Source organism: Cyanobium sp. A1C-AMD (assembly GCF_024346495.1).
GTDB classification, from domain to species: domain Bacteria; phylum Cyanobacteriota; class Cyanobacteriia; order PCC-6307; family Cyanobiaceae; genus Cyanobium_A; species Cyanobium_A usitatum.
In genome coordinates, this window is the sequence record NZ_JAGQDB010000062.1 from 1 (window position 1) to 14,945 (window position 14,945).

Annotated in this window: 11 protein-coding genes, 3 tRNA genes and 3 rRNA genes; 7 read left to right on the forward strand and 10 right to left on the reverse strand. The window is 57.7% G+C overall.

The window, feature by feature from the left end:
- Positions 1–70: 70 nt before the first annotated feature.
- The 7 genes from rrf to petB all read right to left on the reverse strand — a co-directional run bounded on the left by rrf (position 71) and on the right by petB (position 7,703).
- Positions 71–187, reverse strand: a 5S ribosomal RNA gene (gene rrf / locus KBY74_RS10240).
- A 112-nt stretch (positions 188–299) separates the two neighbouring features.
- Positions 300–3,175, reverse strand: a 23S ribosomal RNA gene (locus tag KBY74_RS10245).
- Between the two features lie 496 nt (positions 3,176–3,671).
- Positions 3,672–3,744, reverse strand: a tRNA-Ala gene (locus KBY74_RS10250).
- A 9-nt stretch (positions 3,745–3,753) separates the two neighbouring features.
- Positions 3,754–3,827 (reverse strand) — tRNA-Ile (locus KBY74_RS10255).
- Between the two features lie 257 nt (positions 3,828–4,084).
- Positions 4,085–5,569, reverse strand: a 16S ribosomal RNA gene (locus KBY74_RS10260).
- Together the 16S, 23S and 5S rRNA genes with 2 tRNA genes alongside form the textbook arrangement of a ribosomal RNA operon.
- 879 nt (positions 5,570–6,448) lie before the next feature.
- Positions 6,449–6,931, reverse strand: a complete 483-nt coding sequence (petD, locus tag KBY74_RS10265) for a cytochrome b6-f complex subunit IV (RefSeq protein ID WP_106632801.1) — start codon at positions 6,929–6,931, stop codon at positions 6,449–6,451.
- Between the two features lie 88 nt (positions 6,932–7,019).
- Complete coding sequence (gene petB, locus KBY74_RS10270) at positions 7,020–7,703, reverse strand: cytochrome b6 (protein ID WP_106632802.1); 684 nt, start codon at positions 7,701–7,703, stop codon at positions 7,020–7,022.
- A gap of 122 nt (positions 7,704–7,825) precedes the next feature.
- Between petB and ctpZ the strand changes: the two genes are divergently transcribed.
- Genes ctpZ through minC form a run of 3 tightly spaced genes read left to right on the forward strand, consistent with a single transcriptional unit; the run spans position 7,826 to position 11,010 of the window.
- Positions 7,826–9,031: a carboxyl-terminal processing protease CtpZ gene (ctpZ, locus tag KBY74_RS10275; protein ID WP_261360368.1), complete on the forward strand. Its 1,206-nt coding sequence runs from the start codon at positions 7,826–7,828 to the stop codon at positions 9,029–9,031.
- 2 nt (positions 9,032–9,033) lie between these two features.
- Positions 9,034–10,275 carry an HD domain-containing protein gene (locus tag KBY74_RS10280; protein ID WP_254942617.1) on the forward strand — a complete coding sequence of 414 codons (1,242 nt, stop codon included), beginning with the start codon at positions 9,034–9,036 and terminating at the stop codon, positions 10,273–10,275.
- Between the two features lie 57 nt (positions 10,276–10,332).
- On the forward strand, positions 10,333–11,010 hold the full coding sequence (gene minC / locus KBY74_RS10285; protein WP_254942618.1) for a septum site-determining protein MinC: 678 nt from the start codon (positions 10,333–10,335) through the stop codon (positions 11,008–11,010).
- Here the strand turns inward: minC and KBY74_RS10290 are convergent.
- Genes KBY74_RS10290 through KBY74_RS10300 form a run of 3 tightly spaced genes read right to left on the reverse strand, consistent with a single transcriptional unit; the run spans position 11,000 to position 13,159 of the window.
- Positions 11,000–11,602: a chromate transporter gene (locus tag KBY74_RS10290; protein ID WP_254942619.1), complete on the reverse strand. Its 603-nt coding sequence runs from the start codon at positions 11,600–11,602 to the stop codon at positions 11,000–11,002. The two genes, minC and KBY74_RS10290, sit on opposite strands and share 11 nt — an antisense overlap.
- Entirely contained in the window at positions 11,599–12,150 is a 552-nt protein-coding gene (locus KBY74_RS10295) for a chromate transporter (RefSeq protein WP_254942620.1), read from the reverse strand. The genes KBY74_RS10290 and KBY74_RS10295 overlap by 4 nt, the downstream gene beginning before the upstream one ends.
- Positions 12,143–13,159 (reverse strand): phospholipase D-like domain-containing protein, encoded by a 1,017-nt coding sequence (locus KBY74_RS10300; protein ID WP_254942621.1) that lies wholly within the window; start codon positions 13,157–13,159, stop codon positions 12,143–12,145. The genes KBY74_RS10295 and KBY74_RS10300 overlap by 8 nt, the downstream gene beginning before the upstream one ends.
- Before the next feature lie 115 nt (positions 13,160–13,274).
- Between KBY74_RS10300 and minD the strand changes: the two genes are divergently transcribed.
- The 4 genes from minD (at position 13,275) to KBY74_RS10320 (ending at position 14,771) form a co-directional block, all read left to right on the forward strand.
- Complete coding sequence (gene minD, locus KBY74_RS10305; RefSeq protein ID WP_254942622.1) at positions 13,275–14,093, forward strand: septum site-determining protein MinD; 819 nt, start codon at positions 13,275–13,277, stop codon at positions 14,091–14,093.
- Between the two features lie 5 nt (positions 14,094–14,098).
- Positions 14,099–14,413 (forward strand): cell division topological specificity factor MinE, encoded by a 315-nt coding sequence (minE, locus tag KBY74_RS10310; protein ID WP_254942623.1) that lies wholly within the window; start codon positions 14,099–14,101, stop codon positions 14,411–14,413.
- 39 nt (positions 14,414–14,452) lie between these two features.
- Positions 14,453–14,665, forward strand: a complete 213-nt coding sequence (locus tag KBY74_RS10315; protein ID WP_106632809.1) for a response regulator transcription factor — start codon at positions 14,453–14,455, stop codon at positions 14,663–14,665.
- 34 nt (positions 14,666–14,699) lie between these two features.
- Positions 14,700–14,771: transfer RNA gene (locus KBY74_RS10320), tRNA-Thr, on the forward strand.
- Positions 14,772–14,945: the final 174 nt, after the last annotated feature.

A 14,945-nucleotide genomic window follows, 5' to 3' on the forward strand; every position in this document is an offset into this window, starting at 1 on the left:
GGGTGGCTTTTAAGTTAGCTGATGCAACCTCTTTCAAGAGGATGAAACAGCTAATTGGGATGAATATTTTACCTGGCATCGAGCTATTTTCTCAGGGGGCTGCCCCCCAAATATCGTTGCCGCTGCAGCGTTTCACAGCCGAGTTCGAGATGGATCGGAGTGGTTCCACTGCGCCATGGACACCAGGATAGTATTCATCCTCAGGTTGAACCCTGAGAACTACATAGGTAAGTCAACTACTAAACCCTAAGGCTTAATGATTGCAAACTGGAAACAAGCTTTTGTTTAGAGCCTGAGTTTTGGTCAAGCCCTCGGTCTATTAGTACTCCTCTGCTTCACGCATTACTGCGCTTCCACATAGAGCCTATCAACGGGTGTTCTTCCCGTGACCTTACTGGCTAACGCCATGGGAATACTCATCTTGAGGTGGGCTTCCCACTTAGATGCTTTCAGCGGTTATCCACTCCGCACATGGCTACCCAGCGTTTACCGTTGGCACGATAACTGGTACACCAGAGGTGCGTTCCTCCCGGTCCTCTCGTACTAGGGAGAAATCCTCTCAATATTCCTGCGCATGCACCGGATATGGACCGAACTGTCTCACGACGTTCTGAACCCAGCTCGCGTACCGCTTTAATGGGCGAACAGCCCAACCCTTGGGACCGACTTCAGCCCCAGGTTGCGATGAGCCGACATCGAGGTGCCAAACCTCCCCGTCGATGTGAACTCTTGGGGGAGATCAGCCTGTTATCCCTAGAGTAACTTTTATCCGTTGAGCGACGGCCCTTCCACGCAGAACCGTCGGATCACTAAAGCCGAGTTTCCTCCCTGTTCGACTTGTAGGTCTCACAGTCAAGCTTGCTTCTGCTTTTACACTCGTCGGCTGATTTCCAACCAGCCTGAGCAAACCTTTGCGCGCCTCCGTTACCTTTTAGGAGGCGACCGCCCCAGTCAAACTGCCCACCAGATACTGTCCAGTCCCCGGATAACGGGTGACTGTTAGAACCCTAGCTCTGAAAGAGTGGTATCTCACCGTTGGCTCACAACAACCCGCAAGCTGTTGATCAAAGCCTCCCACCTATCCTGCGCATTCAGAGCCCGGGCACAATACCAAGCTACAGTAAAGCTTCATAGGGTCTTTCTGTCCGGGTGCACGTAGTCCGCATCTTCACAGACAATTCTATTTCGCCGAGCCTCTCTCCGAGACAGCGCCCAGATCGTTACGCCTTTCGTGCGGGTCGGAACTTACCCGACAAGGAATTTCGCTACCTTAGGACCGTTATAGTTACGGCCGCCGTTCACCGGGGCTTCAGTCGCTAGCTTCGCTTACGCTGACCAGCTTCCTTAACCTTCCGGCACTGGGCAGGCGTCAGCCCCCATACATCGTCTTGCGACTTAGCGGAGACCTGTGTTTTTGGTAAACAGTCGCCTGGGCCTCTTCACTGCGACCACCTTGCGGTGGCACCCCTTCTCCCGAAGTTACGGGGTCATTTTGCCGAGTTCCTTAGAGAGAGTTACCTCGCGCCCCTCGGTATTCTCTACCACCCCACCTGTGTCGGTTTCGGGTACAGGCCATGATGCCTTAACGGGTATAGGGCTTTTCTTGGAAGCATGACGTCACCAACTTCGCTGCCGTAGCAGCTCGCACTCACGCCTCAGCTCAAACCGTTTTCGCCGGTTCTCAACGCCTCGAACGCTTGGACCAGTAACCAACATCTGGCTTGGCTAGCCTTCTCCGTCCCCCTTCCCAAAACATCACAGGTACAGGAATGTTGACCTGTTGTCCATCGACTACGCCTTTCGGCCTCGCCTTAGGTCCTGACTAACCCTCCGCGGACGAGCCTGCCGGAGGAACCCTTAGGGTTTCGGGGCATGGGATTCTCACCCATGTTTTCGCTACTCAAGCCGACATTCTCACTTCCATGTAGTCCACGCCCGCTTACGCTAACGCTTCACCCCGCATGGAACGCTCCCCTACCATTAAACAAGTTTAATCCGCAGCTTCGGTACAATGCTTAGCCCCGTTCATTTTCGGCGCAGGATCGCTCGACCAGTGAGCTATTACGCACTCCTTTGAGGATGGCTGCTTCTAGGCAAACCTCCTGGTTGTCTGGGCAATCCCACCTCCTTTATCACTCAGCATTGATTTGGGGACCTTAGCTGGCGGTCTGGGCTGTTTCCCTTTCGACCATGGAGCTTATCCCCCACAGTCTGACTGCCTAGTTACACACAGGGTATTCAGAGTTCGTATCGATTTGGTACCGCTCTCGCAGCCCGCACCGAAACGGTGGCTTTACCCCCCTGCTGGAGCACTAGACGCTACGCCTCAACGTATTTCGGGGAGAACCAGCTAGCTCCGGGTTCGATTGGCATTTCACCCCTAACCACAGCTCATCCGCTGATTTTTCAACATCAGTCGGTTCGGACCTCCACTTGGTATCACCCAAGCTTCATCCTGGCCATGGTTAGATCACCCGGGTTCGGGTCTATAAACACTGACGATCGCCCTATTCAGACTCGCTTTCGCTATGGCTCCACCATTCCCGGTTTAACCTGCCAGTGCCTATAAGTCGCCGGCTCATTCTTCAACAGGCACACGGTCACCCGATTAGTCGGGCTCCCATTGCTTGTAAGCTCACGGTTTCATGTTCTATTTCACTCCCCTCCCGGGGTTCTTTTCACCTTTCCCTCGCGGTACTGTTTCGCTATCGGTCACACAGGAGTACTTAGCCTTACGAGGTGGTCCTCGCAGATTCACACGGAATTTCACGTGCTCCGTGCTACTCGGGATACAGCTAGGCCAACTTTGTTTTCGAATACGGGGCTTTCACCCTCTGTGGCGCGCCATTCAAACGCTTCTTCTAACTCTGTTGGTCCACGTTGCTGTCCCACAACCCCGATGCTCGGAAGCATCGGTTTAGGCTCTTCCCCGTTCGCTCGCCGCTACTCAGGGAGTCGTTTTTACTTTCCTTTCCTCCAGCTACTAAGATGTTTCAGTTCGCTGGGTTGGCTCGTGCCGCCCTATGGATTCAGGCGGCCGTTCTAAGGGTTGCCCCATTCGGAAATTCCCGGATCAAAGCGTGTTTCCAGCTCCCCGAGACTTATCGCAGGTAACCACGTCCTTCATCGCCTCTGTGTGCCAAGGTATCCACCGTGAGCCCTTTGTAGCTTGACCAATTTCAACTCCCAGTCCTTCAGGCTGTTGAGGCCTATTCTCTCTAGATTCACCTACACTTAATACTCAAATCTCTTTGAGCACCTAATGCGGTTTGAATGCCAGGATCAAACTCCCAAACCCTCGGCGGGCTCAGAAGAAAACTGGAAGCTCTCGGCTCTAAAAACTCAATAGAATTTTCTTGATACCAGCTTTAAGCCCTATCCATTGCTGGATAAAACTCAAGCTAGAATCAAGCATCCATGAGATGCTTTATTTCCAGACTTTACCTATGCAGTTGTCAAGGTTCTGCTGACATTCAAACAGCCCTGTCTCCAGGGCAGGATTGAATCCAGCGTCTTTTCAACCAAACTTACTAACCAGCTATCTGGTTAACTCATTAAGAATGAAAAGAAGCTGAAATCTTCAGCGAACAACAGTCAAGATCACATACACAGCAAAACTCCTTACCGCAAAACTTGCAGTTACAGATTGAGGGATGAGCATCATTATTGGATGGAGGTTAGCGGACTCGAACCGCTGACATCCTGCTTGCAAAGCAGGCGCTCTACCAACTGAGCTAAACCCCCAAACACGAATGGGCCATCCTGGACTTGAACCAGGGACCTCACCCTTATCAGGGGTGCGCTCTAACCACCTGAGCTAATGGCCCAGGAGCTCTCGCCGCAACCTAGCTCGCCTTTCGACTTGCCAGATCAAACACAAATAATAAAATTCGTGCTCTCGGCTTTACCCGCTGTGGGGTGACCTAGACAAAGTTTAGGAACTGAAATTAAGACATTCATCTCCAAACTGATTTCTCAGCTCTTCTTGAATTCTCAAATTGAGGCACCGATCGACCTTAGAGATGACAGAATCATGGCCTGAGAATAAATTACTCAGACATCACAATTAGTTATTGTATCCCTGTTAGGAGGTGATCCAGCCGCACCTTCCGGTACGGCTACCTTGTTACGACTTCACCCCAGTCATCAGCCCCACCTTCGGCATCCTCCTCCACAAGGGTTGGAGTAACGACTTCGGGCGTGGCCAACTTCCATGGTGTGACGGGCGGTGTGTACAAGGCCCGGGAACGTATTCACCGCAGTATGCTGACCTGCGATTACTAGCGATTCCTCCTTCACGTAGGCGAGTTGCAGCCTACGATCTGAACTGAGCCACGGTTTATGGGATTTGCTAGCTCTCGCGAGTTTGCTGCCCTTTGTCCGTAGCATTGTAGTACGTGTGTAGCCCAGGATGTAAGGGGCATGATGACTTGACGTCATCCACACCTTCCTCCGGTTTATCACCGGCGGTCTCTCTAGAGTGCCCAACTTAATGCTGGCAACTAAAGACGTGGGTTGCGCTCGTTGCGGGACTTAACCCAACATCTCACGACACGAGCTGACGACAGCCATGCACCACCTGTCACTGCGCTCCCGAAGGCACTTCCAAGTTTCCAAGGAATTCGCAGGATGTCAAACCCTGGTAAGGTTCTTCGCGTTGCATCGAATTAAACCACATACTCCACCGCTTGTGCGGGCCCCCGTCAATTCCTTTGAGTTTCACACTTGCGTGCGTACTCCCCAGGCGGAACACTTAACGCGTTGGCTACGACACCGAGGGGGTCGATTCCCCCGACACCTAGTGTTCATCGTTTACGGCCAGGACTACAGGGGTATCTAATCCCTTTCGCTCCCCTGGCTTTCGTCCATGAGCGTCAGTTATGGCCCAGCAGAGCGCCTTCGCCACTGGTGTTCTTCCCGATATCTACGCATTTCACCGCTACACCGGGAATTCCCTCTGCCCCTACCACACTCTAGTCTTACAGTTTCCATCGCCGAAATGGAGTTGAGCTCCACGTTTTAACGACAGACTTGTAAAACCGCCTGCGGACGCTTTACGCCCAATAATTCCGGATAACGCTTGCCACTCCCGTATTACCGCGGCTGCTGGCACGGAATTAGCCGTGGCTTATTCATCAAGTACCGTCAGATCTTCTTCCTTGATAAAAGAGGTTTACAGCCCAGAGGCCTTCATCCCTCACGCGGCGTTGCTCCGTCAGGCTTGCGCCCATTGCGGAAAATTCCCCACTGCTGCCTCCCGTAGGAGTCTGGGCCGTGTCTCAGTCCCAGTGTGGCTGATCATCCTCTCAGACCAGCTACTGATCGAAGCCTTGGTGAGCCTTTACCACACCAACTAGCTAATCAGACGCGAGCTCATCCTCAGGCGAAATTCATTTCACCTCTCGGCATATGGGGTATTAGCGGCCGTTTCCAGCCGTTATCCCCCTCCTGAGGGCAGATTCTCACGCGTTACTCACCCGTCCGCCACTAACCCGAAGGTTCGTTCGACTTGCATGTGTTAAGCACGCCGCCAGCGTTCATCCTGAGCCAGGATCAAACTCTCCGTTGTAGTTCACGTCCTATCGGCTTTCGCCTCAACCTGAATTGCTTCTCACCCGCATCAACCCACTGGCGTAGGTCTCACAGTTGGAGCCCCTTCCTCTGACAGAAGGTTTCAAAGAGTGCATTCAGAAATTTCTTTCCTCTTGACTTTCCCGAATCCCAGATCCGGTCGCGCTCGCCTCTCCCATCGGCACACCAGCTCCTGTTCCCTCGTGAGAAGGAAACAAAAACCAACCAACAGGCGCGTCACGCTTGTTCTTTTTTGACGGGACCTCACACCTTCACTGCTATTTCCGTCACTAGCTGATCTCTCAGCTAATAAAACCAAAGCTCCAACACCCTCCCTCTCAGGCGGTGCAGGCTCCTTTGACCCGTGACGCAGTGAAAGCGTCAGTTCCTAAACTTTTTAGTTGTCCAGGTGCTTCCGCTTCCTCCCCCTCTCGGGAGTTCTCGGCGGAACGTCGCCTCTCAGCGACTCAGAAAACTTACAACACCGTCGGCTCTCGCCTTCTTCGTCGTAAGCCTGCTCGCTTCGGGTTCTTCGCCCTTGCGCGCAGTCCAAAAACATATCACCTCCTCTGCCCTTCTGGCAAGGACCCGTATCGAGCGCGACAGCGCATCAAGCCAAAACCATTGCGGCCAGGCATTTAGGTGCATTCCATTTGCCGTCTTCCCCCTGGCGCCGCTGCAGGCCTTTCAGCGCCAAATGCGCCAAAAGGTGGCCAATAGGGGACGCCACTGGGGCAGGGAAGCTCCCAGAGCTCTGCCAGGGGCGGGCCAAAGCAGCTGAAAGAGCCTCTCTATTGATGCCATAAAAAAGCCGCGACCGAAGTCGCGGCTTAATGAGGGGACCTAGAGAGTGCCTAGGCAGATTTGGTCCTAAATCTCAGAACAGACCAAGGGTGAGTGACTTGTCGATCGGCATAGCTGCGCCAATGCCGAGATAAATCGCAAACACCGTGCCGAACAAGAAGGTGGCCATGGCCACCGGCCTGCGGAAAGGATTCTGAAACTTATTGAAACTCTCGATGAAGGGCACCAGCATCAGGCCCAGGGGGATCATCGTCTGCAGGGCAATGCCCAAAAGCTTGTTAGGAACGACCCTGAGAATCTGGAAGACCGGATACAGGTACCACTCAGGCAGGATCTCGAGCGGGGTTGCAAACGGGTCAGCCTTGTCGCCCAGCATGGCGGGATCCATGACTGCCAGACCAACCATGCAGCCAATGGTCCCGAGGATTACCACGGGGAACATGTAGAGGAGGTCGTTGGGCCAGGCTGGCTCACCGTAGTAGTTGTGACCCATGCCCTTCGCCAACTTGGCGCGGAGCTTGGGATCGGTGAGATCGGGCTTCTTAAGGATGTGCATGGCAGCTACCGGCAGCAGGGATCTTTGTGGTGATGGTATGGAGCTTAAGGGGTGAGATTCGGGAGGCGAGAGGCCTCGAATAAATAGGTCACAAGGGACCAGAGATGCCCTGCTTCCGGATCATCAGGAAGTGCATCAGCATGAAAACGGCAAGCAGCCAAGGCATCACGAAGGTGTGCAGGCTGTAGAAGCGGGTCAGGGTGGACTGGCCAACGCTCTCTCCACCGCGGAGAAGCTCAACCATGAAATCACCGATGACCGGAACAGCCGCCGGGACTCCAGAAACAATTTTGACGGCCCAGTAGCCGAGTTGATCCCAAGGCAAGGAGTAGCCGGTAACGCCGAAGGAAACAGTGATCACTGCCATGGTGACGCCCGTAACCCAGGTGAGCTCCCTGGGGCGCTTGAAACCACCGGTGAGATAAACGCGGAAGACGTGCAGGATCAGCATCAGCACCATCATCGAGGCGCTCCAGCGGTGCACAGACCTGATCAACCAGCCAAAGCTGACGTCAGTCATGAGGTACTGGACAGAGGAATAGGCCTCGGCCACCGTTGGCTTGTAATAGAAGGTCATCGCAAACCCAGTGGCGAACTGGATCAGGAAGCACACCAGGGTGATGCCGCCCAGGCAGTAAAAAATGTTGACGTGGGGAGGCACGTATTTCGACGAGATGTCGTCGGCAATCGACTGGATCTCAAGGCGCTCGTCGAACCAGTTGTAAACCGGGTTCGAAGCCTGTCCGGAGTTTCCAGCAGGAGTGTTCGCCATGCAGCTGGGAGGTTTGGTTGCGAGAGTCTACCGATGACCTCGAGCCCCTTGTGAGTGCCCCGCCCTCTAGGCCAGCGCCTTCTAAACCGTTTGCAACAGCCGTGAAAAACCGCTTGGCAACAATGCTGCAGCGTTTGCTTGGCCCCGTGCTGGCCCTAGCCCTGCTGGCAGCCACCGGCACCTCGACCTTGGCCCTCAGCGATACCCAGCAGCTGGTGGTTGAGGCATGGCGCCTGGTGAACCAGAGCTACGTAGATCCAGGCCGCTTTGAAACGGTGCATTGGAAGCGGCTGCGCCAAAAAGCGCTCGAGCAACCAATCAACAGCTCAGGCGATGCCTACGACGCCATCGAATCAATGCTCACCCCCCTGGGGGATCCCTATACCCGCCTTTTGCGGCCTGCCGACTACGCCACCCTGCGCTCCAACACTCAGGGCACCGTGACCGGAGTGGGACTGCAGCTGGGCTTGCGCAGCAACGACCAAGCAGTCGTTGTGATCGCCCCCCTGGACGGCTCCCCCGCCGCTGAAGCCCTTATCCCTAGTGGCGCCGAGGTGCTGCAGGTAGATGGCCAGGACACTGGGGGGCTGGGGCTGGAACGCACCGCAGCCGCCCTGCGCGGCCCCGCCGGGAGCCGGGTGCTGGTGCAACTCAACATGCAAGGACAGCCGCGCGAAGTGGAGCTCGAACGGCGGGAGGTGGAGCTGCGTCCGGTGCGCAGCAAGCGGCTGCGGGTGGGAGAGCACACCCTCGGCTACCTACGTATCACCCAATTTTCTGAACCGGTGCCCCAGGACGTGCAGGAAGCCCTCGCCGATCTCAACAGCAAGGCGATCGAGGGACTGATTCTTGATCTGCGCAACAACTCCGGCGGGCTGGTGAGCGCCGGCTTAGCCGTGGCCGACGACCTGCTCAATGGCGAGCCCATCGTGGAAACCCAGGACCGTGATGGACTCAGCTCGCCCCAACAGGCCAACCCCGGCATGCTCTTCGATGGGCCGATGCTCACCCTGGTGAACGGCGGCACAGCTAGTGCCAGCGAAATCCTGGCGGGAGCACTTCAAGACAATGGCCGCAGTGAGCTGGTGGGAGCTCAAACCTTCGGCAAAGGGCTGATTCAGACCCTGATACCCCTGGGCGACACCAGTGGCCTGGCCGTAACCGTGGCCCGTTACCTCACCCCCAGTGGCAGGGACATTCAGCACCAGGGAATCGCACCGGATCTAGTGCTGCCCGAACCCGAACCCTTAGATCCCGGCGGTGAGGGTGACAGCTGGCTTGATGCCGCTGGCCGCTTGCTGGCCAGCCGGCTTGAAGCGACCCTCTGAATATGGGAGAGCGCACCTATCACGATCCACTGCACGGAGCGATTCGACTCGATCGCACCGATCCGGCTGAAGCCCTGGCCATCGAGCTGATCGATTCCGCTCCCTTCCAGCGCTTGCGCCGAGTACGTCAATTGGGCCCAGCCTTTCTGACCTTCCATGGAGCCGAGTCCAGCCGCTTCACCCATTCCCTCGGGGTGCTGCACCTAGCCCGCCTAGCCCTGCAACAGCTGGAGCGCCACCACCATGAACTGGCGGAACATCGAGCCGTGCTCTACGCCGCGGCGCTGCTGCACGATGTGGGCCACGCTCCCCTGAGCCACTCCGGAGAGGAGATGTATGGGCTGCACCACGAGGCTTGGTCGGGGCGGCTGATCCGGGAGCATCCGGCCTTGCGCGACCGCCTCGAAGCCCACGCCCCCGGCACGGCCAGCGTCGTGGCCGAACTGCTAGAGCACGGCCGCCACCCCTGCCCAGCGATCAAGGCCTTAGTGAGCAGCCAGCTGGACTGCGACCGGCTTGATTACCTGGTCCGCGATAGCTACAGCACGGGCACTACCTACGGGCGGCTGGATCTCGAGCGGATCCTGGCCGCCTTCACCTTGGCTCCCGATGGCCAGCTGGCGATCACCCCAAAGGGCCTGATGGCCGTGGAGCACTACCTGGTGGTGCGCAACCTGATGTATCGCAGCGTCTACAACCACCGGCTCAACGTGGTGTGCAACTGGCTGCTCAACCAGGCCATCGCCACCGCCCGACGCCTGGGACCAAAGCGAGTTTGGGCCGACCAGGTGATGGGCCGCTGGCTGTGGCACTGCGACGCTCTCGATCTGGAGTCATTTCTTGCCAACGACGACATCCGCACTGGCTACCACCTGATGCGCTGGATGGAAGAGGGCCCGGCCGAACTGCAGGATCCTTGCGGTCGACTGCTGGAGCGGCGTCTGCTCAAGGCCACGGATGTGAGTCACTGCAGCCCCGCCCAGCGACTGGAGCTCCTGGCTGCAGCGAGGCAGTTAAGCGAAGCAGAGGGCCTGAGCGCCGAAACCAGCTGCGGCCTGCAGCAGCGCCAGAGTCGCGGTTATCACCCCTACAAGGGTGGCCTGCGCCTTTGGGATGGCGAGCACCTACAGGCCCTGGAGCAGCGCTCAAACCTGGTGCAAAGCCTCACTGTTGAAGTCGAGCTGGCCTGGCTGATCCATCCCGGTGAGGTGGCACCTAAGTTGCGCCAATTGCTGGGGCGCTGAGGGGGAATGGGGATGGAGATAGGGCCGGGAACGGAGTTGGAGCCTGCTCGGGGAGCCTTGTTGGTTGCAGACGAATCTGGGCGAGGCAGCCACCGGCTAGTGCTGCCCGCCTCTTGCCAGACCCCTTTGCCCGCTCTGGTGCAACAAGCAATCGATAGCGGCGCCCTGCTGGCTAATCGGCCAATCGAGGGCCAGGTGCTGCTCGAGGCTGGGGCCTGGCGTATTGGCCTAAGCCAACTTGGCGAGCTGCAGCGCACCCTGAACGGCCGGGGGCTTGAGCTGGTGACGATCTGCAGCAGTCAGCCCCACACCCACGTAGCAGCTGCGGGGCTGGGGATCTTGAGCCAGTGGCCTAATTCAGCCGCTCCAGCGATCCCCGCCAAACCAGATTCCGACCTGCAAGTGCATCAGGGCACCCTGCGTTCCGGCGACCATCTGGAAACATCGGGCAGCGTGCTGCTGCTTGGGGACGTAAACCCAGGGGCGCGGATTTCAGCCGCAGGCCATGTGCTGGTGTGGGGGCGATTGAGGGGTGTTGCCCACGCCGGCTGTCAGGGCGACAACTTCGCCCGCATCGTGGCCCTGCAGCTACGACCGCTGCAGCTGCGCATTGCCGGGGCGGTGGCTAGGGGCCCAGAGGGCGCCCCCCCAGCCGGGTTTGCCGAAGAAGCTCGGATAGTGGCGGGCGCCATCCAAATAGACCCGGCCCAACCAGTCTGGCCCCTTAGCGGTTAATTACACCCAGACCGCCCAGCACACCGGCCACCGCCATAAACCAGAGCGGCGAAATGCGGGTGCGCAACATCAGCACGCAAACCAGAACTGACACCACCACCCCAGCCCAATTGGTGTCAGCCGTGCGCAGAATCTTGAGCCCCACGGCAAACAAAATTCCTAAGGTTATTGGCCCTAGGCCTCGCTCAAACGCCACGCGCCAGGGGGAGTGTTCAAGGCGCTTCCAACTAAGGCAGGCCATGACCATAAGCAAGGTAGAGGGCAACAGGATCGCTGCTTCGGCGCCGTAGGCGCAGAGCAGGGCCCAGAAAGGCCCCTCCCGCCAGCCGGCCCCGAGACCAAGCAAACCCACCAACATTGAGCTGGGACCAGGTGCCGCCTCCGCCAGGGCATAAAGATCGGCGAATTGGGTATTAGTAAGCCAGCAAAACTGGGCCACCGCCAAATGGTGATATTCCGCCAGCAGGGTATTGCCACCGCCGAGTGAAAACAGCGACAGCGATAAAAACTGCCAGAGCACCTGCGCCAAGGTGCCCAAATCGGAGAGGCGAGCTGGCTCACACGCCACCGCCGCGGCCAGCAGCCCACTCATGGGTTGGTCCGCCGGCGGGGCCAATACCAAGCCATGGCCAAGGGACCGGCGATCAACACCACAGGAATCAAGCGCTGGTCAAACAAGCTGAGTGCCAGAAAGACCACCACAGCAAGCAACAAAGCAACCCGATCATTCCAATACTGATCAAGAATCTTGAAACCCATTGAGAGGGCCATCCCTGCTGCTGCCGCCACCACTCCGGCAAGCACCCGATCTACCGAGGGGATGGTGTGGAAATGGAAATAGGCCAAACCCAGCCCCATCAACAGGCTGAAGGGGAGCAGCAACATGCCGGCCAGGGCTACTAAAGCGCCTGGCAAACCGTTGAACTCGGCGCCGATGTACACGGCCATGTTGATCTGGTTTGGCCCGGGGAAAAGGCGGGCAACCGTGAGTCCGGTGAGGAATTGCTCGTTGGACATCCAACGGCGCTGCTCGACCACAATCCGCTGGCTCCAGGCGGACAGGCCACCACCAAAGGCCGAGAGCGCCACCTGGAGCATCCCCCAGAACAACTCAGAAAGGCTGGGGCGCCGATCAGTCATGGACGAAGTGGGGATCTGGTGGCAATTCGCCGTCCTCGTGCAGGCTGGGATCAAGGGGATCTGGAGCGTGATATTTCTTTGCCGCATCCCAATCAGCCTGGAAGGTGCTGCGCAGCCTCTCCACCACCTCGGGAGCATCTGATTCGATGCCAAGCTCGCGCCGCAGATCAAAGGCACTGCGATCGATGTTCATCGAACCGGTCTGGGCGTAGGCACCGTCAACCAAAAGCAACTTGGCGTGCAGTTTTAGATGCTTCTGCCGCCGCACCTTCACACCAAAGCGCTCCATTACCCGCAGCGAAGAGAATGTGTCGTAGATGTCCCAGTCGGAGATGCCGTGCTTGCCACCACAGAGGAAGCGCACCTTCACGCCGCGCTCCCGGGCCGAAATTATTCTCTCCAAAATCACCGCATCCACAAATTTTGGGTGCTGAATCCAAAGGCTTTCGAGCGCCATATCAATGATCCTGGCCATCTGGCCGCGGCTGTGAACGCTGCTCCACACCAGGCCCACAGTGAGATCGGGATGGAAAAAGCTGCGGTTCCAGTCGGCCTCAAAGCAGGCGATCACCTGCTCCACCACAGGCACTGCATAACTGACGACCCCGTAGTCACGGGTCTCAGTGAAGTATTTGTCGCTGAGGTTAAAGGTGGCAATTAGCACGCAGGTGGAATCCACCACCAGCGACTTCTCATGGGTGACTGGAAAGGCTTCGCTGGTCCAGGCCACCTGAATGCCGCAGGCATCGAGGCGGGCATGGGCCTCATCATTCCAACGGTCACCGCCGGAGGTGTGCGGATTGAGCATCACCCGCACCAGCACGCCACGCTGCTGAGCCCGGATCAAGGCCTGCTCAATGGTCTCCGACTGCAACTTGAACTGCTTGATCCGAAGTGTCTCCTGGGCAGAGTCGATCAAAGCCACCACAGCCGCTGCGCCGTCATCGGGCATCACCAGCAGCTGCTGGTGGTGGTGCAGATGGCTAGGCCCACCTGGGGCTTGGGTCATACCTTCTCAGAGCCTGAACACCCCTTTTAGAGCAGCTGCGGCCAGTAGCAATGCCAGCCCCAATACCTGCAACTCAAGGTTTTGGCCTTAACCTGCCCTCAATCCAGCCTGTGCCGTGGCCGCCACGTCTACCCGCTACATCCTGATCTGCTCCGGCAAAGGAGGCGTGGGCAAAACCACCCTCACCGCCAATCTCGGCATAGCCCTTGCCAAGCAAGGGGCTCGCACCGCCGTGCTCGATGCCGACTTCGGCCTACGCAACCTCGACTTGTTGCTCGGCCTGGAAAACAGGATCGTTTACACGGCGCAAGAGGTGCTGGCCGAAACCTGTCGCCTCGAGCAAGCATTGGTAAAGCACAAGCTGGAGCCAAATCTGGCCTTGCTTCCCGCTGGCAATCCACGGATGCTCGAGTGGCTCCAGCCCGACGACATGCGTAAGATCGCTGCAATGCTTGGAGAGCACTTCGATTACGTTTTAATCGATGCGCCGGCAGGCATTGAGGGCGGCTTCAAGAACGCCATGGCGGCCGCACGCGAAGCAATCGTGGTCACAACCCCGGAGGTTTCGGCCGTGCGCGATGCCGACCGGGTGATTGGCCTGCTCAACAGTGAAGGCGTAAAGCCAATCCAGCTGGTGCTTAACCGGGTGCGGCCCAAAATGATGGCAAACCAGGAGATGCTGGCCGTCAGCGATGTCACCGACATCCTGGCCCTGCCCCTACTTGGCCTCGTGCTGGAAGACGAGCAGGTGATCGTGAGCACCAACCGCGGTGAGCCCCTCACCCTCACTGGCAATAGTTCCCCTGCTGGCCGCGCTTACACCAATGTGGCCCGCCGCCTGCAGGGTGAAGAGGTGCCGCTGATCGATCCGAGCAAGGAGCGCCAAGGGCTGCGGGCCAAGATCGGGCGCCTGATGCAAACCAAGATCTTCTGAAGCCGATGACCTTGCTTGATGTGATCAACAAACTGTTGGGGCGGCAGCCAGCCAGTGCCAACACGGCTAAGCAGCGACTGCAGTTAGTGCTCGCCCACGACCGCAGCGACCTCAATCCCGAGCTGCTGCAACAGATGCGCCGTGAAATCCTTGAGGTTGTGAGTCGTTATGTGGAAATCGACTTTGAGGAAGGGGATGTGACCCTGGAAACGGAGGACAGAGTCACGGCCCTGGTAGCCAACCTGCCGATTCGACGAGCCAAGCTGCCGGCTCCCGCCCCTATCCCTGAGCCGACCCTGGAGAACGAGATCAGTTCCTGAGACGGTGTGGGAACTCTTAAGGGCAGCCACACCAATGCCATGCCCTGTTCAACAGCCTTCGAGCATTCAGAACTCTCCGCCGCAGAGCGGCGTGTGCTCGAGCAACTGGAACGGGGCTACAGCAACAAGGCAATTGCCGCCGCCTTAATTCTCAGCAGGCGCACGGTCGAAAGTCATATGTCGAGCCTGCTGGCCAAAACCGGCTGCCAAAGCCGCACCCAGCTGCTGCTCTGGGCGCTGGGTGAGCGATAAGCTCAGAACAGGAAGCCGCCAAGCGACTTCCATTGCCGGCTTAGCTCAGTGGTAGAGCAGCGCTTTTGTAAAGCGAAGGCCATCGGTTCAAATCCGTTAGCCGGCTTTTTGGTTCAGATCCATTACGAGGGAGGGGGTGCAACGGGTCTTGGGGATCGGGGCCTGCCGGAGGAGCCCCGTCGCTTGATAGTGGGTTGATTAACAACTTGCCTAGATCAAGACTCTCCAGGGCACCAACCAACAACAACCTCCCGCCTAGGCACCCACCGAGAACAACTCC